At 27.3% G+C, this 23920-nt stretch carries 23 protein-coding genes, 2 pseudogenes and 1 riboswitch; of the genes and pseudogenes, 5 read left to right on the top strand and 20 right to left on the bottom strand.

The features are described from left to right. Positions 1-78: 78 nt before the first annotated feature. Positions 79-2808, bottom strand: a complete 2730-nt coding sequence (locus tag ABGT36_RS06405; protein ID WP_346677294.1) for an AAA domain-containing protein — start codon at positions 2806-2808, stop codon at positions 79-81. Positions 2809-3926: 1118 nt separating this feature from the next. Here ABGT36_RS06405 and ABGT36_RS06400 point away from each other — a divergent pair. The 4 genes from ABGT36_RS06400 to ABGT36_RS06385 all read left to right on the top strand — a co-directional run bounded on the left by ABGT36_RS06400 (position 3927) and on the right by ABGT36_RS06385 (position 8264). Continuing rightward, a complete protein-coding gene (locus ABGT36_RS06400) occupies positions 3927-5186 on the top strand; it encodes a methionine gamma-lyase family protein (RefSeq protein ID WP_346677293.1) in 1260 nt (419 codons plus the stop codon). 136 nt (positions 5187-5322) lie between these two features. After that, positions 5323-5481, top strand: coding sequence for a six-cysteine ranthipeptide SCIFF (scfA, locus tag ABGT36_RS06395; protein ID WP_083784286.1), 159 nt, complete (start codon positions 5323-5325; stop codon positions 5479-5481). A 66-nt stretch (positions 5482-5547) separates the two neighbouring features. After that, a complete protein-coding gene (scfB, locus tag ABGT36_RS06390; RefSeq protein WP_346677290.1) occupies positions 5548-6933 on the top strand; it encodes a thioether cross-link-forming SCIFF peptide maturase in 1386 nt (461 codons plus the stop codon). Continuing rightward, positions 6933-8264, top strand: a complete 1332-nt coding sequence (locus ABGT36_RS06385) for an aminotransferase class V-fold PLP-dependent enzyme (protein ID WP_346677288.1) — start codon at positions 6933-6935, stop codon at positions 8262-8264. The genes scfB and ABGT36_RS06385 overlap by 1 nt, the downstream gene beginning before the upstream one ends. A gap of 131 nt (positions 8265-8395) precedes the next feature. On the opposite strand, the gene ABGT36_RS06380 is transcribed toward ABGT36_RS06385, so the two are convergent. From ABGT36_RS06380 to ABGT36_RS06300, 17 genes and pseudogenes are all read right to left on the bottom strand, one after another. Further along, positions 8396-9142, bottom strand: coding sequence for an SDR family oxidoreductase (locus ABGT36_RS06380; RefSeq protein WP_346677286.1), 747 nt, complete (start codon positions 9140-9142; stop codon positions 8396-8398). Between the two features lie 20 nt (positions 9143-9162). Continuing rightward, the gene (efp, locus tag ABGT36_RS06375) at positions 9163-9720 is read right to left on the bottom strand and encodes an elongation factor P (RefSeq protein WP_087301718.1); all 558 of its coding nucleotides are present in this window, start codon (positions 9718-9720) and stop codon (positions 9163-9165) included. Between the two features lie 272 nt (positions 9721-9992). After that, positions 9993-10682, bottom strand: coding sequence for a radical SAM protein (locus ABGT36_RS06370; RefSeq protein WP_346677284.1), 690 nt, complete (start codon positions 10680-10682; stop codon positions 9993-9995). Positions 10683-10684: 2 nt separating this feature from the next. After that, on the bottom strand, positions 10685-11167 hold the full coding sequence (locus tag ABGT36_RS06365; RefSeq protein WP_346677282.1) for a QueT transporter family protein: 483 nt from the start codon (positions 11165-11167) through the stop codon (positions 10685-10687). 69 nt (positions 11168-11236) lie between these two features. After that, a riboswitch (PreQ1 riboswitch) is annotated at positions 11237-11283 on the bottom strand. Positions 11284-11652: 369 nt separating this feature from the next. After that, a pseudogene (locus ABGT36_RS06360) lies at positions 11653-11991 on the bottom strand (nucleotide pyrophosphohydrolase). A 41-nt stretch (positions 11992-12032) separates the two neighbouring features. After that, a complete protein-coding gene (locus tag ABGT36_RS06355; protein ID WP_346677280.1) occupies positions 12033-12992 on the bottom strand; it encodes an HNH endonuclease domain-containing protein in 960 nt (319 codons plus the stop codon). After that, positions 12985-13323 carry a nucleoside triphosphate pyrophosphohydrolase gene (locus ABGT36_RS06350; protein ID WP_285959174.1) on the bottom strand — a complete coding sequence of 113 codons (339 nt, stop codon included), beginning with the start codon at positions 13321-13323 and terminating at the stop codon, positions 12985-12987. Before ABGT36_RS06350 ends, ABGT36_RS06355 begins: the two co-directional genes overlap by 8 nt. Positions 13324-13348: 25 nt before the next feature. After that, entirely contained in the window at positions 13349-13858 is a 510-nt protein-coding gene (locus ABGT36_RS06345) for a hypothetical protein (RefSeq protein WP_346677279.1), read from the bottom strand. A gap of 83 nt (positions 13859-13941) precedes the next feature. Further along, complete coding sequence (locus ABGT36_RS06340; RefSeq protein ID WP_346677277.1) at positions 13942-14115, bottom strand: hypothetical protein; 174 nt, start codon at positions 14113-14115, stop codon at positions 13942-13944. A gap of 191 nt (positions 14116-14306) precedes the next feature. Next, on the bottom strand, positions 14307-14951 hold the full coding sequence (locus tag ABGT36_RS06335) for a cupin domain-containing protein (RefSeq protein ID WP_087301735.1): 645 nt from the start codon (positions 14949-14951) through the stop codon (positions 14307-14309). Between the two features lie 89 nt (positions 14952-15040). Next, positions 15041-15952, bottom strand: a complete 912-nt coding sequence (locus ABGT36_RS06330; protein ID WP_346677275.1) for a 5-methylcytosine restriction system specificity protein McrC — start codon at positions 15950-15952, stop codon at positions 15041-15043. Continuing rightward, complete coding sequence (locus ABGT36_RS06325; RefSeq protein ID WP_346677274.1) at positions 15904-16248, bottom strand: hypothetical protein; 345 nt, start codon at positions 16246-16248, stop codon at positions 15904-15906. The genes ABGT36_RS06330 and ABGT36_RS06325 overlap by 49 nt, the downstream gene beginning before the upstream one ends. Next, the gene (locus ABGT36_RS06320) at positions 16241-17005 is read right to left on the bottom strand and encodes a hypothetical protein (protein WP_346677273.1); all 765 of its coding nucleotides are present in this window, start codon (positions 17003-17005) and stop codon (positions 16241-16243) included. Before ABGT36_RS06320 ends, ABGT36_RS06325 begins: the two co-directional genes overlap by 8 nt. Then, positions 17002-18565: pseudogene (locus tag ABGT36_RS06315) on the bottom strand (type I restriction-modification system subunit M). The gene ABGT36_RS06320 and the pseudogene ABGT36_RS06315 overlap by 4 nt, the downstream one beginning before the upstream one ends. Position 18566: 1 nt before the next feature. Continuing rightward, complete coding sequence (locus ABGT36_RS06310) at positions 18567-18773, bottom strand: helix-turn-helix transcriptional regulator (protein WP_346677272.1); 207 nt, start codon at positions 18771-18773, stop codon at positions 18567-18569. A 215-nt stretch (positions 18774-18988) separates the two neighbouring features. Then, entirely contained in the window at positions 18989-20107 is a 1119-nt protein-coding gene (locus ABGT36_RS06305) for an SLC13 family permease (protein ID WP_300081935.1), read from the bottom strand. A gap of 70 nt (positions 20108-20177) precedes the next feature. Then, positions 20178-20906 (bottom strand): EFR1 family ferrodoxin, encoded by a 729-nt coding sequence (locus tag ABGT36_RS06300; RefSeq protein ID WP_346677270.1) that lies wholly within the window; start codon positions 20904-20906, stop codon positions 20178-20180. A gap of 1531 nt (positions 20907-22437) precedes the next feature. Here ABGT36_RS06300 and ABGT36_RS06295 point away from each other — a divergent pair. Further along, positions 22438-22719: a transposase gene (locus ABGT36_RS06295; protein ID WP_346677269.1), complete on the top strand. Its 282-nt coding sequence runs from the start codon at positions 22438-22440 to the stop codon at positions 22717-22719. 380 nt (positions 22720-23099) lie between these two features. Here the strand turns inward: ABGT36_RS06295 and ABGT36_RS06290 are convergent, their stop codons facing one another. Together ABGT36_RS06290 and ABGT36_RS06285 are read right to left on the bottom strand one after the other, a co-directional pair. Further along, positions 23100-23555 (bottom strand): hypothetical protein, encoded by a 456-nt coding sequence (locus tag ABGT36_RS06290; RefSeq protein WP_346677267.1) that lies wholly within the window; start codon positions 23553-23555, stop codon positions 23100-23102. A 154-nt stretch (positions 23556-23709) separates the two neighbouring features. Beyond that, positions 23710-23895 (bottom strand): hypothetical protein, encoded by a 186-nt coding sequence (locus tag ABGT36_RS06285; protein WP_346677266.1) that lies wholly within the window; start codon positions 23893-23895, stop codon positions 23710-23712. Between the last annotated feature and the right edge of the window lie 25 nt (positions 23896-23920).

Here is a 23920-nt window from a genome sequence, read left to right as displayed (position 1 = left end):
AAATTTGCCATAAATATAGTTATAAGATTTTATTTAAAATATTTATTAATTGAATAAAGATATGTTTTTATGACTAACTTATGCAATATATTTATCTAGCTCTTGAATAATTTTTGATTTTTCACAACTTCCATTTGTCTTAAATCTTAATAATGGTATTTCATATAATTTTAAAATATCATTTTTCATTAAATCACGTGAAGCTTGTACAGTGTTTTCTTTATGATAGTCATATCCATCTACTTCAATTGCTAATACAGGTTTTTTACTAACTGTATTATATATTAAAAAATCAATATGTGTGGCTGGATTCATAGCATACTGACACTCTTTTTCATCTAACAATTTAGGATCTTTAATCAACATATTTAGTGGAAAATGGCAAACTACATCCAAACTGGAATATTTATTATCAATTAGGATTTCTTCAAGTAATGAATACATTAGATTTTCTGAATCATACTCTGAAATCTTTTTATGTTTTTGTAAATATGTTTTTCTTTCTTCTGTATATTGCTTATAAAGATAATCAAATATTGAATAAATTTTACTGTCAATAACCTCAAAATTATTGTATTGTATATATTCCACTAAATCAGTTATATTCCGCTCTTTAGATTGTTCGTTTCCAGTTACAACTAAGATTAATCTCTTTTTTGCTCTTGATACAGCAACATTGATTAAATATGAATCATCTGCAAAATCAGATATTACATCATCTACAGTAGATATTATGATATTATCTTTTTCTTTACCTTGAAATTTATGTACTGTCGCTGCATCAATATCACTGATTTCTTTATTTAGAGCTTTTACTTGATTTTTATACGGTGTTATAATTCCTGTTTCATCATTATTTAAAGAATATTTTGGAATTATTTCATTTTTAATGATGTCAATTTGACGTTGACTATAATGATCTCGCTCATGATTTCCTTTTACAGTTTTAATTACTGACAACACATCATCTTCCCCTTTATCTGTTGTCATAATAATTAACTCACCATGATAAAATTTTTGATTACAAAAATTAATTATCTTAGGGTGACATCTATAATGTTCCCTTAACATTGTTTGTGCAACATTTGGCATAACATCTAAAATTGATTGTAAAAAGCTATTTGTATATTTATATCCTTCACTGATATTAAAATTTTCAAATATAATTTGTGTCATTTCTTTTATTTCATCAGTAACAACATTTGGCAATTGCTTTGTATCTCCTACAATTACAACATTTTTTGCACAAGAAAGTGCTAATGCTCCGGTTGCAATATCTACTTGTGATGCTTCATCCATAATCAAATAATCATATACTACATCGGAATTTAAAGAATTTTTTGAAGAAAAAGTTGTACTCAAAATAACTGGGTACTCTTCTAAAATTTTAAATGGATTTTTCCACAAATCATTTTCATTAAATATTTTACGTTTTTGGTTAGCACCATATTTTCTTGCTAATTTATCCTTTAAAATAATCATTGAATCATTACATAAATCCGTTAATAAATCCTCATTAACAGTATTAAAATATGTTTCAAGATCTTCAATTGCTGTAGTTAATTCTATTTGCTTTGTAGAATAAAACATTGCCTGAAATGTTGTAATTATTTTAGACATATCTTGCTTGTAAAAGTTCCAATTCGTCATACCATATTTAAAAAAATTTTTTATTTTAAATAAGATTCCTATTGATTTATCTTCATCAGAAATCATTTGACATTCTTGCCACAATTCCATCCATTTTTTTGAAGAAATATTTTTCTTAAATTTTATATTTTCTATGCTGACATTAGATTCATCAACATACTGATTAAAATATTTTAATTCTGTAATCAACTGTGACAGTTCCTGTTTTAAAGTCGCTAATTTTTCTTTTTTATCAAAAATACTTTTTAATTGCGTTGATTGCATAGATATTTTGTGTTGTAATTCAATCGGATTTTCTTTAAATCTCCATGTTGAAAAATTAGGATAATTTATTTCTTGATTTTCAATAAACAATTTCCTATTTTTAGAATTCCCTAATGTTGCAACAATAAATCCTAGATTATATTTATTCGAAGATAATTTATCAAATATATTTTCAGTAGCTGAATTATTATTAGACACTATCTGAACTGTTTTTCCCTCCATCAAGATATTAGCAATAATATTTAATATTGTCTGTGTTTTGCCAGTTCCTGGAGGGCCTTGAATAACACTTATCTGATTTTCCATAGCATTTTTAACTGCTTTATATTGACTATTATTACATCCAAATGGAAAAATAGGTATATATTCGTTTTTACTCTCATTAGCTTTTAATAATGATGGGTTTAGATATTTTGCCAATGCTATATTTTTACTAACAAATGATATTTTTTCAAACCGTTTTGATAATAATTTTTCATTAGTCTCTTCATTTTTGATATCGTTTAAAGCAGCAATTTGTTTTAAATATTCGAATATATTTGCAGATTGTTTATGATTAAAACAAGATTCAACTATATCTAAGCCACTTTGTGGATAATCTGTTGTACTACCATTATTAAAACAAATATGCCAATAAGACTCATGCTTACCAGTAAATACATAAATAGCCTTTATATTAAATAATTCTCGTCCTTCTCTACTAATACGATACATCTTAGGATTTAAAGTTTGTGGTTCTTTTAATTTTTCTACATTTAAATAGTTATAAGAATATTTCTTTCCGTTATCAAATTCTATATCCCATTTTTTAGTATTTCGATTATATCGACACGAAACTATTTCTTTTGTCTTTATCTCACCTTTAACAATTATCATATTGTATTTTGTATTCATTAATCAAATCCTCTCCCCATTATTTTTTGAATGAAAAATTTTTCTTTTTAGCATGAACCATTATGCAATATAATTTTTATATATTTTCAATAAATATATTTAAAAATATCGAAAAAATAGCATTTGACTAATGCAGTAAATAAAAAGCTTACTTCACTAGACATTAAATATAACAAAAGCATACTATATAGGTAGAATTTGTATTTAGCTATTACCCTTTTTTATGCTTACTTAAATACTATCCACTAGCTAAATTAGTTTTAAACGTATACTTCTTACCTTCTGTATCTAAAATTTTAATCTCAATTTGCTCATCTCTATCAAATTTTGTATCTCTTATATCTAATTTTAAGTCAACACAAAATTTGCATGTATGTTAGGGTTCAATAAATCTTTGTTTATCTACAGAACCGATATATGTATTTTTATAGTAAATTACAATACTATTTAGTCCTATTATTCTATTCCCAGCATTAGCAACGGTTAAACTTAATGTATATTTATTGTTTATTATGTCAATATAAGTATTTATAACGAGTCTTTTTTATATGGAATGTATGCCAATCTTATTGAAATATATAAAGCAATAATACTTGTCATAATAGTAAAAAATGATTATATTGCTCCTACAAACCCTTGATTGTTATTGCACCATTCTACAAAATTCATCATAATCACCACTTATTAAATTATTTTATTTATATGAATAAATTACCGCTGTTTATGATAAATTTTAACACTTATTTGCTATACATACAATATCATCAAATTATGTAAAATCGATATTATATGTTTTTAGTTTTACTATCGCTATTTTTTAATTCCAATAAAATTTATAGTTGAGAAGCTTTCAATAATATTTTTAGCGCATTAAGATTCCTATTTATATATTATCATTTTAATAGTAATATACTTTTTTGCCCTTTTATATCTAGAATCTTTTAATTTATAGCAAGATAAGCAAATATTTTTTATCAGTAATAAATAAAAACATATCAAGTTTATTATGACTATCGACAATATTTCATAAAATATGTTATTTACTTTCATAGATAACAACACAAACTAATAATATTCGTGTATAATGGTCAATGTGTTATTTATAGGAGGTTTTATAATTGATACTTGAACAGATTAATCCTGATTTACTAGAATTAGCTAAAGAATCTGATACAGTTTTACAAGATATCTATAAGGAAATTGATGCGGTTTGTCTAGCGAATTCTAACCGTATATTATCTGCATTTATTGATAATAGAGTTTCTTATTCTGATTTTAGTGATATTAATGGATATGGAAATTATGATGAAGGAAGAAATAAATTAGAAAAGATTTTTGCTACTGTTCTTGGTTGTGAAGATGCTTTAGTACGACCACAAATTATGAGTGGAACAAATGCAATTTATTTAACGCTTTCTGCTTTATTAAAACATGGAGATACGATGATTTCATTAACTGGAGCTCCATATGATTCTCTACAAGAAATGATTGGAATCAGTGGTAATTCTAGTCTTTCTTTAAAAGCAAATGGTGTTAAGTATGAACAGATTGAATTGATTAATGATGATTTTGATGATGAAAGTATTATCAATCGATTGAAAGAGGATAATGTTAAGTTGGTAGAAATTCAAAGATCAAGAGGATATTCTCATCGTAAATCACTTTCTATTTCTAAAATTGAAAGAATTATTAATAAGATCCGTACAGTTAATCAAGATGTTATTATCATGGTAGATAACTGTTATGGAGAATTAGTAGAAACTAAAGAACCTGGACATGCTGGTGCTGATATTGTTGTTGGATCATTAATGAAAAATCTTGGTGGTGGAATTGCTCCTACAGGTGGATATGTTGCTGGAAATGAGATATTGATTCACATGGTTGCTGAGCGTTTAACAGCTCCGGGAATTGGAAAAGACTTAGGTGCAAACTTTAATTTAAACAATACTTTTTTTAAGGGAATATTTATGGCCCCTAATGCTGTCAAAAATGCCTTAAAAACAGCTGTGTTTACAGCTTATATGTTAGAAAAGCTAGGATATTCTAATGTGTCTCCTCGCTATGATGAATTTCGTACTGATATTATTCAAACTTTAGAACTAAAAACTAAAGATAATTTAGTAAGTTTTACTCAAGGTATTCAACAGACAAGTCCTATTGATTCTTTTGTTCATGTTTTACCAGCACCAATGCCTGGGTATCCATTTGATGAAGTTATGGCTGCTGGTAGCTTTACACAAGGTAGTACGATTGAATTAAGTGCTGATGCGCCTGTTATTGAACCTTATACATTATACTTACAAGGTGGTTTAACATTTGAGTATGGAAAGCTATCGATTTTACTTGCACTATCAAATATGGAAAGTAAGTTAGATTAAAATGTTTTTCTCGTTTTTTAAAATGGCAATAAGCTATGGACTTTTTGTTATAAAAATGATAAACTTTAGTCGAGATATTATTCAATAATGTATAAAATATCGATACCTATAAAAAATTACAATTGGGAGGTTTATTATGAAACACATTATGACTCTTGAAACTCGTAATCTTTGTGATAGCGCCAAAAACGGTGGTTGTGGTGAGTGTCAAACATCTTGTCAATCTGCTTGCAAAACTAGCTGTGGTATTGCTAATCAGAAATGTGAAAACACAAACAAGAAAAACGAGAAGTAATTTAAATCAAAAAATAATGCCGCCTACTTGGCGACATTTTTTATATTATAAAGGAGAAATTAAAATATGATACATCAATATAAATTAGGTGGATATAACATCGTGCTTGATGTCTGTTCAGGCTCTGTTCACGCAGTTGATGAAGTAGCTTATGAAATGATAGCTAAGTATCTTGATAAAGATAAAGATACATTAATTTCAGAAATGAAAGAACTTTATAAAGATCGATTAGATATTAGCGAAAATGATTTGTATGAATGCTATCAACAAATCACTGAACTTAAAGATGCTGGAAAACTTTTTGCTGATGATACCTTTGAATCGATGGCTGGAACTTTAAAAGAAAAAACATCAGGTGTTGTAAAAGCCTTGTGTCTACATGTTGCTCATACTTGTAATCTTAATTGCTCGTATTGCTTTGCAAGCCAAGGAAAATATAAAGGTGAACGCGCTTTAATGAGTTTTGAGGTTGGTAAACAGGCTCTTGACTTTTTAGTTGAAAACTCAGGAACTCGTCATAACCTTGAAGTTGACTTTTTTGGTGGTGAACCATTAATGAATTTCCAAGTGGTAAAAGATTTAGTGGCTTATGCTCGTTCAATTGAAAAAGAAAAAAATAAAAATTTCCGTTTTACCTTAACAACAAACGGAATGTTAATTGATGATGAAGTTATTGAATTCGCCAATCGTGAATGCAGTAATGTAGTATTGAGTTTAGACGGTCGTAAAGAAATCCATGATCGTTATCGTGTGGATTATGCTGGCAAGGGAAGTTGGGAAAGAATTGTCCCAAAATTCCAAAAGCTTGTTGAAGCCCGTGGTGGCAAAGACTATTATATGCGTGGTACCTTTACACATGCAAATCCTGACTTTTTAAAAGATGTTCAAACTATGTTAGATCTTGGTTTCCGTGAATTAAGTATGGAGCCCGTTGTAAGCGGGGCTGATGATCCTTCTGCCCTAACTAAAGAAGATATGGAAATTGTAATGGATCAATATGAAAAACTGGCTGAACTTATGTTAAAACACGATAAAGAAAATGACCCATTCACTTTCTATCACTATATGATTGATCTTACTGGTGGTCCTTGTATTTATAAAAGAATTTCTGGTTGTGGTTCAGGAACTGAATATATGGCAGTTACTCCTTGGGGCGATTTATATCCTTGTCATCAATTCGTCGGTGATGAAAAATTTAAATTAGGTGATGTTTGGAAAGGTGTAACAAATCATCAAATCCAAGATAAATTTGCTTCATGTAACGTTTACGCTCATCCAGAATGCAAAGACTGTTGGGCAAGACTTTATTGTTCAGGTGGTTGTGCAGCAAATGCATACCATGCTACAGGTTCAATTACTGGTGTTTATGAAGCTGGGTGTGAGTTATTCCGCAAAAGAATGGAATGTGCAATTATGGTAGCCATCAATCGAGCTTTTTCAGGAAATGAATAATGAAAACACCAATTCATGATTTTATTGTCCGTTATAATAAGCAAAATCCCAAACGATTTCATATGCCTGGTCATAAAGGAGCTTCCTATTTAGGGTGTGAGGCTTACGACATCACCGAAATCGTTGGAGCAGATAGTTTATATGAAGCTCATGGCATCATCAAAGAAAGTGAATTAAATGCAAGTAAGCTTTTTAATTCGCGAACTTTCTATTCAACGGAAGGTTCTTCACATGCTATTCGTGCGATGTTATCACTAACTTTACAATATGCAAAAGAAAAATCTAAAAATCCTTTAATTTGGGCTGCAAGAAATGCTCATAGCACATTTATTAGTGCTGTTGCTTTATTAGACTTTTCAGTAAAGTGGTTATATTCACCCCATAATACGTATCTATCTTGTCTAATTGAACCAGATACACTTGATAAAGAATTAAAAAAAGCTAAACAATTACCTGTGGCTGTTTATATTACTTCACCTGATTACTTAGGTAATCAAGCTAAAATTTTTGATTTAGCAAATGTTTGTCATAAATATGATGTCTTATTACTAGTAGACAATGCACATGGCGCTTATTTGAAGTTTCTCCCTACTTCATTGCATCCAATTGATTTAGGTTGTGACATGTGTTGTGATTCAGCTCATAAAACACTTCCTGTATTAACCGGAGGGGCTTATCTTCATCTATCAAAAAAACGATTATCTTTTTTAGATAGTGATGTAAAAGAAGCATTTAGATTATTTGGATCTACAAGTCCTTCTTATTTGATACTGCAATCTTTGGATTTAGCGAATGTATATTTAGAACAACTGACAAATAAATTAACTGATTTTATTCCAATTATTGATACTATGAAGCAAAAGCTTATTGAAAATGGCTATCAGCTTATTGGTAATGAACCACTTAAATTAACGATTGCTACAAAGGATTATGGATATAGTGGAAATGAATTTGCCAAGTTATTAGCAAAGCAAAATATAATTGTGGAATTTTCTGATCCAGACTATGTTGTTTTTATGTTTACGCCTTCACATAAAGAAGCGGATATTCAATATTTGACTGATTATTTAATAAAAATTCCCCGTAAGCAAGCAATTAATATTTCACTACCTCAATTTTCTTATCCGACTGCATCTATGTCAATTCGTGAGGCAATGCTTTCACCTTTTGAAACATTACCTATCGATAAATGTATTGGTAAAGTCTTAGCGAAAGCTTCGGTTGGTTGTCCACCGGCAGTTCCTATTTTGGTTTGTGGTGAAGTAATTGATGAAAAAGCAGTTGAATGCTTTAAATATTATGGAATTCTAAGCTGTCATGTAATAAAATAACTTTGATTAAAGGAGCACTATACATTATTGTGCTCCTTTTTAACTATCCAAATTTTAAAGTATTCTCTTTAAAGGAAAAAGGCATAGACGACTTGCTCGACTATGCCAAATTTATAAATCTTAAATAATTTTTAACAGCTTCCCTTTTGTCCACCATCAATCCGAATAATCGTATTATTGATAAAATTTGCTTCATCACTAATTAAAAACTTAACTAAATAAGCTACTTCTTCTGGTTTACCATAACGATTGACCATTATTTTTTCTGTTTCTTCTTTTAAAAACTCTTCATCATATCCATCTAATTCATTTTCAGTCCCAATGAATCCTGGGGCAATACAATTTACATTAACATATGGTGCAAATTCAAAAGCCAGATTATGCGTCATTGAAATTAATGCCGCTTTACTTGCATCGTAATCAATACACATTGGATAATAAGTATTAATCCCATTAGTCGAAGAAATATTTATTATTCTTCCATATTCTTGATCGATCATATGACGATATACCCGCTTACTACAATTAAATGCCCCTACTACATTTACATCTAATGTTTTTCTAAATTCTTCAGCAGTCTTTAAATGAAATAAGTTTGATAAATCAATTGCAGCATTATTGATTAAAATATCAACTCCACCAAAAGTATCTTCAATCAATGAAACCATTTCATCAACTTTGTCTTCTTTAGAAACATCACATTTAACTATCATACAACGAACATTATATTGTTCAATGATCATCTCTTTCAATGACTCAGCTTCTTTTGACGATGTTAAGTAATTAATTACTATATCATAGCCCTGTTTTGCTAGTTCAATAGCAATAGCTCTACCAATGCCTTGAGCTCCTCCGGTAATTAAGACAATTTTATTCATAATTTTAAAAAAGAGCTTAATTAAGCTCTTCCTGAGTATTTACCATCTGCTGTAAATACAACAATTACTTCTCCTTGTTCGATGAATTGAGGAACTCTCAATGTTAATCCAGTATTAGTAACAGCATCTTTTGTTTGGTTAGATGGTGCTCCTTTAATTGCTGGGTCTGTTTCCACAACTGTTAATTCAACTTTTTCTGGAACTGATACAGATAATAATAATCCTTCAAAGAACATTAATGAAACAGTTGAACCTTCAATAATATAGTATTTAGTATCTCCTACTTGTTCTTCAGCCAATTCATATGTTTCATATGTTTCCATATCCATAAAATAATATGTACCATCTGCTTGATATGAATATTGAGCTTCTTTTCTAGAAATGTTTGCTGCTTCAAACTTAGTAGAAGCATTAAAGTTTCTTTCTTGAATTGCACCAGTTTTTAAGTTTCTCATCTTGGTTTTTAAGATAGCAGCTCCTTTACCTGGTTTTACATGTTGAAAATCTAAAACTTGACAAGGATCACCGTCAACAATTAAAGTTAATCCTGTTCTAAAATCACCTGCTAAAATAGCCATATATTCCACTCCTAATCTAAATATTTTTTTTACATACCTATTTTATCAATTTTATACTAATTCCTCAAGATACAATATGCTAGTTATTCTTGTTTTTCTTTAGTAAGTTCTTTAATATCGCTGTTTCTTTTAATATAACCATAAGTTATATTAGTGAAACATCATATTTTAACGTAAATAAGATATAACTATCATAAAGCAATATTAATAACTATTTCAAAGAAACTATCCTCTTGGTATATGTTTATTAGTATTTAATTTATATCTAAATTCTAATCTCCGACCCCAAAATCAGTAGGGATTCCTAAATAATCATATTTTCTATTATTTTTTAAATCATGATATTCTTCATCAAACCATTTTATTAATTCTTCATCTCTTTTTATTGGCGTAGAATTATTACGATATATATTAATTGTTCCATGATCAAAATATTTGGTTAGTATTTCAATATCTTTTCTAATCATCTCTTTAGTTTGACCTTGGATACCAACCATTAAACATGGTGAATCAAAATCTTCTAATATTTCTTCGATTTTGTCAAAATGAACATTTTTATTTAAAACATTGTTTCTCATTTCATCATTAAAAGTTTCGATACCAGTTTTTACTATAATCTCTATTTTGAATTTTTCTCTTAAAGCTTTTATCTTCTTTTTATATAAATAATGAGCTTCAATATATAATCTCTTTATTTTCTTTTCAACAATAATTTTATATATTCTTTCTATTGTCTCATCAGGTAGTTCAAAAAAACTACCTGAATTAATAACTTCTAATACTCCATATTGACCCGTTACATTATTCAATACCTCATCATTAATCTTCCTATTTTCATTTTGATTAACATCATTATCTTCAATATAATCACAAAACGAACACTTACCCCATATACATGGTCTTGACTTTAACAAAACTATTTCTCTTTTATCTTTTTCTAAGATATGACTATAACGCTCCATAATTACTCCTTAACATATTCTATAAATTTAACATTCTTTTCTAATCGTTTAAAAATAAATGTTCCTAAATATAATACAATTGCTTCACCAATAAAAACATACAGTGCATTAATTAAATAAGGTATATGATAAACTAAACTCAATTCCCCACCAATAATTAATCCTGTCGCTAACGAACCAATTAAAGCCGAAAGATAAATATTCGTTACTCTATTCATAAAATAACATACAACTAATGTACTAAGCGGACCTACGATCCAATCAATAATTCCTAAAGGTGAAGGAATATTTGCTATAAAACATCCTATTGCTAGCCCTGGTATTAGCTTTTTATTATAAAATGCTAATAATACAACAATCTCTGATAACCTTAATTGCAATTCTCGATATGCCAGCGGTTGAATCATCAAAGTTAACACCGCATAAACAGTAGCAACCATGCCATTTAAAGTAATCATCTTAATTAAATCTTTTCTTTTTTTCATTTTCTTACCTCTCCAAAATTACAGTTTGAAGCCAAATAATAATAAAAAGTGGCAAAGCCACTTTCATTATTATTCTTAGTTTTTTATACTGGGTTTGGCTTTCGAACCAGTTTATTTAATTCTACTAAAGTTTATTAAAATTTTAATTATTTGTCAACTATCAAAAATCTAATATAATGAAGTACATAGTTTACAAACAAAACACAAAACCACGATACTTTTTTTCTACATATAAATAAACTGGCAAAAATGAAAATATACATTGTTGTATAGTTAATTCAAAGAATATTGATTCACTGTAATTTTATATCTCTTGATTAATTTTTACAACAATCAATAATATAATCAATGTAAATAGTTTCACCTTTGATTTAGTAAAAAACTATATAGCATTTTTGATAAATTTTTATGTACTGTTTTCTTTTTTGAGTTTATCTTCAATTAAATCTAATTTTACACCATATAAATTGTTTTTTGATATACAATCAAAACTCGTTATATTTTTTAGAACTCCCTTTAGATTTTTCAACTGAATACTTTTGACGATTTTTTTCCAACTTATTTAACACAATCTCTTCTAAATCAACATTTAGTTTATCGGCCATAACAATACAATAATTTACCACATCTGCCGATTCTTCACAAACCGCTTCTTTATTATAATTATTATCCCATTGAAAACATTCTAATTACTCCCCTGCTTCAATAGCAATTGATTTTGCTAAATTTTCTGGTGAATGAAATTGATCCCAATCTCTTTCTTTATTAAATTTTATAATTTCTTTAATTGCTTTTTCATAAACAGATCTCCATACAGCAAAAATTAATATTTGATTTTAACGTTACTATTTTCAAGTTATGATTATTATAATTTAAATGAAAGATAGAACTTTCTTACATAATCATTGTCTATTGCAATTTGTAATTCTTTTTTATATTTTTCTTCTTTGACTACTTTAAGAAGCTTAATATTTCTGGATTCTAATTTTTTTATTATTTGTTCACTAGGAGCAGCATTGCTTTTTTTAGAATTAATAGATTTAGAAGTTAATACTAAATTCCATATATCATCACTATACATAAAAGACCAAGGTATTACATGATCAACTGAAATATCATTAAAATCTAATATATCGTCAGTATAAAAATCAATTATCTTTTCATCTTCCATTTGTTCCAGAAGAATATCACGGTATTTTCTTAAATTATGTCTTCTAATTTTTTCATCAGATATTCCTTTTACTTTTGAAGCAATTTTTGGACTATTATTAAATTTTTCTAATAACTGCGCCCAGCGATAATTCAATAATTGTGATAAAACAAAAGCATATTCTTTTAAATCATAAACATCTGATTTTGTAAAATGTACTTCACGATTAGGAATATCCAAATTATATATTTCTAAAGAATCTCCTTTTACTATCTTAAAACGCCATGATACATCATGGGTTAATTTAGTAGCGATTTTTTTAATTTCTTTTTGATAGAAGCTTTGGTCTTGTTTTAAGTATATTTCAGCTTGATCAAACCAGATTGGTATATTTGAGTCTTTTTTTTGACTAACAAAGTGAATACATTTTTCAGTTTCTTGAACAATAACCGGCACTTTAGCTGGACTTTGTTTTAAGTTAAAGAAGTATATTTGATTCCAGTAATATTTAAGCATTTTTTTAGCAATATCATTAAATGAGATAATATTATCATCTTTGACATGTTCGATTTCTAGAATCAATTCTAATAGTGCTCTTCCCCAAGCTAGTTTATATGTATTATCATTGTTCATATTTTCAATGATTTCTAGCCATAGTTTGATATATTCACTCATTGTTATTATCGATAACGTATTCTAAAAATATTTTTTCTTTAAAAGCACCATTTTTATTAGCCTTACTGTTTTTAGCTTTTATTAATTCTTGATCATCAATCTTGTAAACTTCTTTTAAAGCATCAATTATTTCTAGAACATCACTTATTTCTCCAATTAATTCTTGCTTTGATTTAGTTTCTAAAACTTCTTTAGCTTCTTCACATAGCTTTTTCTTTAACTCATTGCTGTATTTATCATCATTTAATATTTTTATTTTGCATTCTTTACCAGCTTGATTTATTATTTCTGGTATTTTGTCTCTTACCAATTTATTATGTATTAATTTCATAGAATTCTCCAAATATCCTTATAACTTAATAATCTTTAAAATATACTATTAAAGATCTAATATGTTCAATCTGTTCTTCATCTTCGTAATAATCATTATAATATTCATCTTGTGCTTTTTTATCTTGATGTTCTTTTTCCAATTTAATTAAATCTTCATTTAACTTATCTTTTATGTCATTTAATAAAGTTTTATTATTGGTTTTAATAATAAAAGATAAATCACAGTTTTCAAATAATTTCATTTCTAAAATAGAAACTATTTTGTTAGCTAAAACAGTATTATCATCAATAATATACATATATGAACTAACATATGCTTTAAACAAATTATCTTTATCTAATGAAATCAAACGTTCGCTATTAGCTAAATCTAGATCCATATAATCTTCAGGACAATTATCTTCTGATTCTGGATCGTTTTCGATTACAAACTTTAATTTTAATATTTGAGCTAATATTTCTGATGCTTCCTGATATTCTTGTAAAGTTACTAATTTATAACAACCACTAATTACTGATGCAATAAAATCCATAGCACCTTTTAGGTCACGATAGTAATATTCCCAGTCACCATAATAGCGTCCATCTAGAAATTCAGCGTAATAAGTGTAATATTCTATAACATATCACCACTATTTACCATATTACAAAACTCATCAATTTCATCACGGCCTGGCATGTTGATTATCTTTTTGATACCAGTTAAACTTTTATATACATCTTCCAGCTTATCTTCTGGCATAATCTTAACCTGAGCTAAAATCCATTCGTCTTTTTCTCTTTCAGTCATTGTTTTTAATTGTTCTTTGATTTTATCAAGATAATTATCTATAATTACTACTCCTTTTTATGTAAAATATTTTATAAATATTATTATTCCAATACTTTAATTGTAATCATTATCGATGAAATAACAACAATTATTTATTACTTTTACAAAAAAACAGATCAAAAATAAATTTAATCTGCATGTAGATAAAATTATTCAAACACTAAAAGCAAAGCCATTTTGAATTTACCTTTAGCTTTAACATAATGCATACCACCTTTAGCAAAATGGAAGTTTTCACCTTGATGGATTTCATGTTCTTTTCCTTCGTATCCAATGATACCTTCACCATCTAAAGCAAATATTAAAGCTTCTCCTGGAGCGGCATGTTCTGACAATGCGGTTCCTTCATCAAAACTCATAACAACAAATTTCATTTTGTCGTTATGGATGAAATCCATATTTACGATTTTACCTTCCTGATATGGTAATAAATCTTTAAGTTTAAAAACTTCTCCTGCTTTGATCAACTCATTCATTTTATCGTTCCTCCTTAAATTGATTTCTGTATAAACAACATCTTCATTTGCTTTAATACCGATAGGAATATTAGTATCAGTAACAATCATTTCTAATGTTGTTAGATGAAATGATTGTTTATTTGAAATATATACTTCCATATTGCCATCTACTACAATTAGTAATTTATGATTAGAGTATATTTCTGCAGAGATATCAGTATTTTTAGCTAATGAGAAATAAATGATACCATCTGATATCTCTTTAGAAATAGTAAGAAATGGAAGTGGTTTATTATCTCTACTGATTGAAAAAACTTGTCCTATTGTTTCTTTCATTATAGTATTCCTTTCTTTTAGCTTGATCTAGTTTGGATATTTTTATTATACATTAATTATTAACCTTTTTATATAGATTTATTAATGAATTAATCAAGCAGATCAATTATATTAATTAGACTATTATTTAAATTAAACAAATCAACAAAGTTTATACGTATATCTACTCCATCTTGAGAGTAATAATTTATTTTTTTATTTGATATGAATTGTTCAGCTTTTGGATAAACTAAAATGACTTTTCTAGCATTAAATTTCTTATGATATGCATACATTTGATACATATCGATTTGTGAGATACCATAATTAATTTTATTTTCCGCTAACAATTTCCATTTTGCATCAATTATAATGGGATGACAAGACTCATCATTATGAATCACAATGTCAGGTCTAAGAGCAAATTTCTTTGTTGGTTTATCAAAAAGGTAAAATCTTCTATCTTGAATTGTTACATTATAATCTGTTGTTTTTAATAATTTGCTTATGTTAAATGCAATATAGCTTTCAAATAATGTTTCCATTGGAAATAATAGTGAAAAAGCTACATGTGATCCTGAAAATGAAGAAAAGCTTTTATTCATCAGAAATATTTTACTCCACACTAGAGCTTTTTGATAATCTTTTGTATTTCTATCTATAACTATTTTATCAAAATCTTTTTTATAATTATCTGATGTATTGACATCTTGAAAACTGTTTAATAATGTTTTTATATCCATTTTATTTTTAGATGAAATTGTTTTCTTATACAGTAGTTCAAGAGTTGATTTTAATAATATGTTTTCAATTCGATTTGTATTGAAATCATCATATTCTACAAAACATCGTTCTTTATGAGCGTAATTATATTTAATCTGATTTGAAAAATTCATTTTTCCGCGAAATAACGACTCATTTGAAGATTTTGTTTCATAATTGCATTTTAATCCCTTTTTTACTATTTGAAATACTAGTAAAGAAATTTGACTGATATTTTTTCTTGATGCGTATATGCCCACATTTCATTTTTAAATGTAAATGGTTTTTCATAATATATTACATCAATTATACCTCGAGACTGCACTAACACAGCAGGTACTCTAGTAATATTTGCCTTCGGTATGTCTTTTTCATATGCATTAATAACTGTTTTTCCAACAGCAAATACCCGAATATCACCCTTATTATTTTCAATTTCCTTCATTTTTCCAGCAGTAATTGGAGTTCCCTTTACTCTTTGATAAACTTCTTTTATTGATTTAAATCTTACTCCATCAGGACATAATTCCTGTATCAGTTCTTCTAATTTACTCATAAGTTTTTTTCTCCATTACAAATTCTTGTTTTATGTCTACAACATCAATAAACAAATTTACATTAGTGAGTATATATCGACTGCTTCCTATTGATATAACTTCAGGAACTTCTTTTATTAACTTTTGTATTAACTTTGTTTCAATTACCTGACAATTTTGTCTATCTGTAAAAATAACATAATGTATCTTATATTTAAAATCATACATATATCTTAAAAGATTTTTATCTTCGCTTAATTTGTAAAATTCTAATACTTCTTCTTTTTGTTTTTTTGGTAAAAGTGCACCCTTATATTCAATTAAAAAAATACCAACATCTTTTTTTCCATCATATTTATTCAATGATTCTATATGATTTTCCCAATTTTTTTTGAATGACTTTTGATACATATCGTAGTTATATTCTGAATTTATCATTTTTGTCGTTTCAATTAGCAGTTTATTAGAAGGCGTAGAATTTTTTATATTATTTTCTAATCTTTTTAGTTGATCCTTCCCTTTTTTTTCAAAATAACTTTGATTTCTATTGTGTTCAGCACCTTTTTTTGTTTCCTTTGAACCCGTCACTTGAAAATGTTCTATAAACCCATTTTCAAATACAAAGTCTGGAAATTGACTGCTATTTATATTTGGCTTGGCATTTAAAATAATATTTCTAATTTTATCCTTATTATCACAATAAAGTAATATGTTTAAATTATTTAAAAAACTTTTTTTAACATAATTTAAACAATCAATTTCTCGTTCTCCTCTCATGATTCAATCTCCATTATAATCTTTGCTATTTCATCACGTAAGACTTGCTCTCTTGCCACAATTTTTTCAATTTCTTTATTTAATTCAATAATATCAATTACTTCTCTAGTATCTTCTGGTTCAACATAAGTACTAACAGATAAGTTATAATCATTTTCTTTGATTTCTTCATATGAAACACAACGTGCAAAATAATCCTCATCTTTACGTGAAATATATTTATCTACTAATTTTTTTATATTTTCTTTTGTCAGTTTGTTATTATTTGTTACCTTTACACATTCATTAGAACCATCAATAAATAATGTACTATTATCAGTTTTATTTTTCTTTAACACCATGATACATGTTGCAATACTTGTACCAAAGAATAAATTATTAGGTAACTGAATGATACAATCAATAAAATTGTTATCGATTAGATATTGTCTTATTTTCTTTTCCGCGCCACCTCGATACATTACTCCAGGAAAACATACGATTGATGCAGTTCCATTTGTTGCTAACCAAGATAGTGAATGCATAATAAATGCTAAATCCGCTTTAGACTTAGGTGCTAATACACCTGCTGGAGAAAAACGCGGATCATTAATCAATACTGGATTATTATCCCCTTCCCATTTAATAGAATAAGGCGGATTAGAAACAATTACTTCAAAAGGTTCATCATCCCAGTGTTGTGGATGTAATAAAGTATCTTCATGTGCAATATCAAATTTATCATAATCAATATCATGTAAAAACATATTGATTCGACATAGGTTGTATGTCGTTAAATTAATCTCCTGTCCAAAGAATCCCTGACGAACATTCTCTTTACCAAGGATTTTAGCAGCTTGTAAAAGTAAAGAACCAGAACCACAAGCTGGGTCATATACTTTATTTACAGCATCTTTACCATCTACTGCTATTCGTGTTAATAATTCAGATACCTCCTGAGGTGTATAAAAATTCACCACCACTTTTTCCAGCATTAGATGCATACATACTCATTAAATACTCGTAAGCATCACCAAATGCATCAATTGAATTATCTTTATAATTACCTAATTTCATATTGGCAATACCATCCATTAGTTTTATCAATTTATCATTACGTTTTGCAACAGTGACTCCTAGTTTATTGCTATTAACATCAATATCATCAAATAAACCAGCAAAATTATCTTCACTTTCACTACCTTTTGCAGATTCTTCAATATGATTAAATACAGATTCAAGGGTCATCTTCAGATTTTCATCTGAAGATGCTTTTTTTCTTACATTACAAAAAAGTTCTGAGGGAAGAATAAAAAAGCCTTTTGTTTGCACTAAATCTTCACGAGCTTGTTCTGCTTCTTCATCAGATAACTTAGCATAATCAAAATCTTCATTTCCTGCTTCAATTTCTCCTTCATTAATATAATTTGTTAAATTTTCTGAAATATAACGGTAAAACATCATTCCTAAAACATAACTTTTAAAATCCCAACCATCTATGCTCCCTCGCAATTCATCGGCAATTGCCCAAATTGCTCGATGTAATTCATCACGTTCCTGTTCTTTTTTTATATCAACCATTTTAAAACTCCTTTTCCTCAGGCATAAATTCTAGAATATCATCTACTTTACAATTCAAAGTACAACATATTTTTCCTAATACATCTAAAGATATATCTTGATTCCGTGATAGTCTAGCCATAGTATTTTGACTAATACCTGCCATCCTAGCAAACTCCATTTTACGAATTCCTTTATCAATTAATAACTTAAAAATTTGTTGTAACATACTTTCATAGATTATCCTTCATTTGCTATTTATAATTATATATTTTATTCATGCCAATTTGTATAATTTTCGTAAACTTAAATGTTTTTTTATTAAAATTTATTACTCAATTAATTTAGTCATTTGTTTGAAAAATGACTAAATTAAACTTAATAATGGGTAAATTAAAAGGAATAAGCTCACCTATTCCTTTGAAATATTTTACTTGTAAGTTTCTATAATACCATCTTAATTAAAAATGCTGCTACACATAAAATGATTAAATAAATAATATTGTATTTAGTAAACATTTTAAAATATTCTTTTTTATGTTCTGGGTACATTCTTGCAATATATTTATAAGAAATCAATGATGCCATTGAAGCAATCAATGTTCCTAGTCCGCCAATATTAACTCCAATTAATAAATCATGTACATTTTTAGTAAAACCAGATAACAAAATTGTTGCAGGAACATTTGAAAATATTTGAGAACAAATAACGCTAACTGCTATTTCATTATTTGCAACTAATTGGCTTAAAAATTGTGATATTATATCAATGTTTTTTAAATTACCAATAAAGATAAAAAATCCAACAAATGTCAATAATAAATTATAATCAACTCTAATTAAAGTCTTTTTATCAAGATAGAAACATCCTAAACATATTATTGGCAACAAATAAAAAATACTAATTAAATGTAAAACACTTAATAAACATAAACCAAACATGATTAAATAAATCCATAAATAAACAATATTGGTATCATCTTTTTGATGTAATGTTGGTGTTTTAATTTTTTCATCTTGTTTCTTTACAATATGAATTGCAATTAAACCAAAAGAAATTAAAACAAACGGTATTATTGCAATTAAAAAATCACCTAAAGACATCTTAAAATATGTATACAAGAATAAGTTTTGCGGATTACCAATAGGTGTACACATGCTTCCTAAATTAGCAGCTATTGTTTGTAATACAACTACATGAACAATCCTATTTTCCATCTTCAGCATTTTTAAAACAATAATTGCTAATGGTACAAACGTAATTAAAGCCACATCATTAGTAATAAACATACTAAAGAAAAAACATAAACCAACTAATAAAATATCTAATTGTCTAGTTGTTTTCATTTTCTTTAGAAAATATATTGCCACTTGTTCAAATAGTTTGATACTTTGTAAACCATTTACAATTAACATTAAACAAAACAATAATGCTAATGTTGTAAAATCAATATAGTTTAAATAATCCCATGAGGGTTTTACAAAAAAACTTGAAATAATTGCTAAAACAAAAGCAATTATTAAAACTGTATCATTCTTTATCGAATTCCATAATCTTTTCATTTTAATCACCACGATTCGTTATTATAACATAAACAACAAAAGATGTGATGAAAATATTTATGTCATCTAACTATAAATATTCATCTAAGCAATATCTTTTTTTATTTTCCGTATTTTTACCATATTGAATCGCATTTTTAGGACAATGATTAAAACAACGTAAACACATATAACATTGATCATGCCACGTAGGATAACCATCAATTAATTCTATCGTTTTACTAGGACACATACTAGCGCACTTTCCGCATTGATTACATAATTGCTTATTTACATGAAATGGTTTAGTTGAACGTGCAAATTTATTAAATCCCCAATTTATAATTGATGATTTTAATGAAGCCAAACTACCTTCATGAACGCGATATACTTTTTTTCTAGCGGTTATTTCACTTGCTATTGTATCAATTTCATTTTTAGCATCAGCAATCTTTTTAGTAATTACTGATAAATCTTCAATCTTACTAGCAATCAAATAATTATTAGGCATAACAACACTATAACTACTATCTAAATGATATAACTTTGACAAACGTTTTAATGCTTTTCCACAATCAGCACCGCATGTACAAATCGCAAATGTAAAAACATCTTGCTTTTTCATCCTTCTAACATATTTCAACATTACTTCTGGAACATTCCATGCATAAACAGGAAAAACAAATCCAATCTGTTTTTCTTGTGTCAAATCTATTTCATCATCGATTGCACAGATATCATAACTTTTATCATTTAATTTTTTAGCTAACAAACTAGCAACCCATTTAGAATTGCCAGTCCCAGAGAAATACAAAATCATAATTTACCTCTTTTCATATATATTATTTAGATTATCAATTATAATATTTTATAACTAAAGATAATACTATCGCTAATATCTAACGACAAGAAAAATTTTTCAACTGATCCTATCTAACCAAGATTTAAGACAATAGCTAATAATATAAAAATCAGTACACATTCATATATAATTTGCTCTTTATATACCACTATATCCGTTCATTGACAAAAACACATATATGGACATTACTTTATATCTGATTTATTTAGTTTATCTACTCTTCTCGATTCAATACATTCAGTTAATTCATTATTATAATATACTAAGTATATTTACCAGTCGAAGGTGCGGACAATCAATACTTTTATTCTTAAATCTTTTACTTTTTTACCACATTGTTAGAATTTTATCAATCAGAATAATCGTATATTTAAAAAACTCTTTGATTTCTTGTTAAAATCATACACAAAACAATCTTCTCTTAATCAAATTTACATATAAAATGAATATGCCCACGTATACTACTATCTACAATGTAAATTTATATAATATAAATATCTTTTTGAACAGATAAATCATCAAATAAAATGCAGCACCTAACAAAAGTAATAATAAAATATGACTTCATCTAATATTTTATATTGAATACATTTTCTTTGCCAACCCTTTACAAAATCAAATTATAATACAATTCATTTTTATCTAACTCTGATAAATTCATTTCATTTGTATAAAATTCTCTAAATAAATCATTTATGTTTTCGTTTGTACACTTCATAAGGACGTTTTTATCGTCCAAGCCATCATTGATTTTTCCTCTTTTTTTGCCGGTCACTTAAAATGACCATTTCTTCTTAACCGCTCGATACTGATTGTCTTTATTTGTTTTCTATGCATCATCCTATAAACGATAGAAGTCAAAGGTATAAAGATGTCTTTTACTTTTATACTAATAATTTGTCAAGTGACCAATGCAATTTAATTATTTTCAATATAATTTATAGTATTTTCATCTTTAATGAGCTCATGGTGACATTCTTTCTTAAAGTAAATAGTTTTTGAGTTTTATTAGGAAAATATATATAAAAACATTGTCTAATATATATTTCAATTTTATTTTGCTTTATTTCTTTTGATATAGTACTTAGTTAACGATGCAAGAAGTTCACTATTTCTCTTATACTCATGCCAGAGTTTCAAATTTATAAATATGGGGCTGTAACGAAAGGAGGTTTTTTTTACCTTTAATGAAGCGTTACAGCTTCTTTTTTTGTTTTGAAGATTATTTTTTGGAAAATTTAATTTTTTTGCTATTTTTAATTAATTTTTGCATAAAAAAAGCCCTTTTTTTGGCGCAATAAGGGTATCTGTTTTAAATTCCGTTTTTTTTTAGAGCGTTTCTGAATCTTCTTAATTAATCAGAGCTTCTTTCTGTCGCTTTTCCATCATCTTTTTATGATATTTTCTGATATTTGGATAGGTTACACTAAATTGGACAGTTTCTAAGAGAACTGTTACAATTTAGAAAGTAAAAGTGAGGTAAACTAAAATGGCAAGAGAAAGAAGAACCTATAGTGATGAATTTAAACAAAAAATTGTAGAATTATATAATAGTGGTAAACCTAGAGCTGAATTGATTCGTGAATATGAATTATCTCCTTCTGCTCTATCTTCATGGATTGATAAGTTTAACTCTATCGGTTCATTAAATATCGAAGATAATCGCAGCGATGCAGAAAAAGAACTTATTAAACTTCGCAAAGAAAATCATCGATTAAAAATGGAAAATGATATTTTAAAGCAGGCAGCGCTGAATATGGGACGAAAATAGAAACACTGTTTGCCAAATAATTCAGCATGTGAAGGATTATTTGGAAGAATGAAAAATGAAATGTTTTACGGGAGAAAATGGAATAATGTCAGTATAGAAAATTTTATAGCTCTTATAAATGGATATATTGTGTGGTACAATCCCAAAAAATAAAACAATCGTTAAATTATCTAAGTTCAAAAGAGTACAGATAATTACTGGAGCTTAATTGAAATAACAAATCCTAGAAATTGTCCGCACCTCCCTCTTAAATTACCAATTGTAATATCGAATCTAAAGTTTGTATACCCAAATATAATTAATAGTGATCTGTTTTATCGAAATTATTTTCATTATTTATTATTGAGTATGTTCATAGAATACTCAATTACACGATCAAATTAATAGAACTCAGTTGGAGTCCAAAGTCTTTCATAAAATCTATTACCAAGAAAAGCTACAAGACCTAAATTACGTAGTTGTTGTAGTATCTGACGTATTTTATCATCAGGATGTTTGTTTAGTGGATACGCTTTATGTATTTTACCTTTATATTCATTAAACGTTTCTTTAGTAAATACATCCTCATCAAATTGATCAATAACTTTAAACATAAGTTTCCTCCATGTATTTTCTTTAAATAAAGGAATAATATCTTCAGTAGTTATTGTTGAATGAATTGGTTTGTCAAATTCAAGTGACTTTTGTTTCGGAGTATATACTGGTTTTATATTTTTCTTAATAATCTCAATATCATCTAAATTTTTTAGACTTACAATTCTTATTAAGTCATCGTTTTCTGTGAGTTCATGATAATCCTTATCAATATCAAAAACAAGTTCATTATCTATGTACAATCCATACTCATAGTTGTCATATAAACCATTTTTGTTAGATTTCAAGAAGTGACTATTGCTCTATTAGCATCAAACAGATAGAACTTTGCATGTAAGTTACTACGATTATATACTTTACCGCCATGATTAATGATATTTCTTAATGCAGGAATATCTAATGTATATGTATATGATTACTTAAATTAGTAACTAACGATATTTGTACATTTTCATTTTTGCTATTAAGAATATTTTTTATAATATCTTCCTTAACAAAGAGTGCACATAAATATATTGATTGCTTAGTTTCTTTACATAAATCATATACTATTTGTTCAATTGGGTTTCTTAAAAATTCCATTTATATCAACTCCTAATAAAATTAG

Origin of the sequence: Erysipelatoclostridium sp. An173, assembly GCF_963931465.1 — a bacterium.
Taxonomy (GTDB): Bacteria; Bacillota_I; Bacilli_A; order Erysipelotrichales; family Coprobacillaceae; genus Thomasclavelia; species Thomasclavelia merdavium.
This window is presented reverse-complemented; position numbering and strand designations above follow the sequence as displayed.

What these genes read in the sequence shown, in the direction of transcription:
- scfA (WP_083784286.1), top strand. Translation starts at nt 5,323, where the DNA reads ATGAAACACATTATGACTCTTGAAACTCGTAATCTTTGTGATAGCGCC.
- ABGT36_RS06325 (WP_346677274.1), bottom strand. Translation starts at nt 16,248, where the DNA reads ATGAGTAAATTAGAAGAACTGATACAGGAATTATGTCCTGATGGAGTA.
- ABGT36_RS06295 (WP_346677269.1), top strand. Translation starts at nt 22,438, where the DNA reads ATGGCAAGAGAAAGAAGAACCTATAGTGATGAATTTAAACAAAAAATT.
- ABGT36_RS06370 (WP_346677284.1), bottom strand. Translation starts at nt 10,682, where the DNA reads ATGGAGCGTTATAGTCATATCTTAGAAAAAGATAAAAGAGAAATAGTT.
- ABGT36_RS06355 (WP_346677280.1), bottom strand. Translation starts at nt 12,992, where the DNA reads ATGAGTGAATATATCAAACTATGGCTAGAAATCATTGAAAATATGAAC.
- ABGT36_RS06335 (WP_087301735.1), bottom strand. Translation starts at nt 14,951, where the DNA reads ATGAAAGAAACAATAGGACAAGTTTTTTCAATCAGTAGAGATAATAAA.
- ABGT36_RS06340 (WP_346677277.1), bottom strand. Translation starts at nt 14,115, where the DNA reads ATGACTGAAAGAGAAAAAGACGAATGGATTTTAGCTCAGGTTAAGATT.
- ABGT36_RS06320 (WP_346677273.1), bottom strand. Translation starts at nt 17,005, where the DNA reads ATGAGAGGAGAACGAGAAATTGATTGTTTAAATTATGTTAAAAAAAGT.
- ABGT36_RS06300 (WP_346677270.1), bottom strand. Translation starts at nt 20,906, where the DNA reads ATGATTTTGTATTTCTCTGGGACTGGCAATTCTAAATGGGTTGCTAGT.
- ABGT36_RS06285 (WP_346677266.1), bottom strand. Translation starts at nt 23,895, where the DNA reads ATGGAATTTTTAAGAAACCCAATTGAACAAATAGTATATGATTTATGT.
- ABGT36_RS06405 (WP_346677294.1), bottom strand. Translation starts at nt 2,808, where the DNA reads ATGAATACAAAATACAATATGATAATTGTTAAAGGTGAGATAAAGACA.
- ABGT36_RS06305 (WP_300081935.1), bottom strand. Translation starts at nt 20,107, where the DNA reads ATGAAAAGATTATGGAATTCGATAAAGAATGATACAGTTTTAATAATT.
- ABGT36_RS06350 (WP_285959174.1), bottom strand. Translation starts at nt 13,323, where the DNA reads ATGAAATTAATACATAATAAATTGGTAAGAGACAAAATACCAGAAATA.
- ABGT36_RS06380 (WP_346677286.1), bottom strand. Translation starts at nt 9,142, where the DNA reads ATGAATAAAATTGTCTTAATTACCGGAGGAGCTCAAGGCATTGGTAGA.
- ABGT36_RS06310 (WP_346677272.1), bottom strand. Translation starts at nt 18,773, where the DNA reads ATGTTACAACAAATTTTTAAGTTATTAATTGATAAAGGAATTCGTAAA.
- ABGT36_RS06345 (WP_346677279.1), bottom strand. Translation starts at nt 13,858, where the DNA reads ATGGATTTTATTGCATCAGTAATTAGTGGTTGTTATAAATTAGTAACT.
- ABGT36_RS06365 (WP_346677282.1), bottom strand. Translation starts at nt 11,167, where the DNA reads ATGAAAAAAAGAAAAGATTTAATTAAGATGATTACTTTAAATGGCATG.
- efp (WP_087301718.1), bottom strand. Translation starts at nt 9,720, where the DNA reads ATGGCTATTTTAGCAGGTGATTTTAGAACAGGATTAACTTTAATTGTT.
- scfB (WP_346677290.1), top strand. Translation starts at nt 5,548, where the DNA reads ATGATACATCAATATAAATTAGGTGGATATAACATCGTGCTTGATGTC.
- ABGT36_RS06385 (WP_346677288.1), top strand. Translation starts at nt 6,933, where the DNA reads ATGAAAACACCAATTCATGATTTTATTGTCCGTTATAATAAGCAAAAT.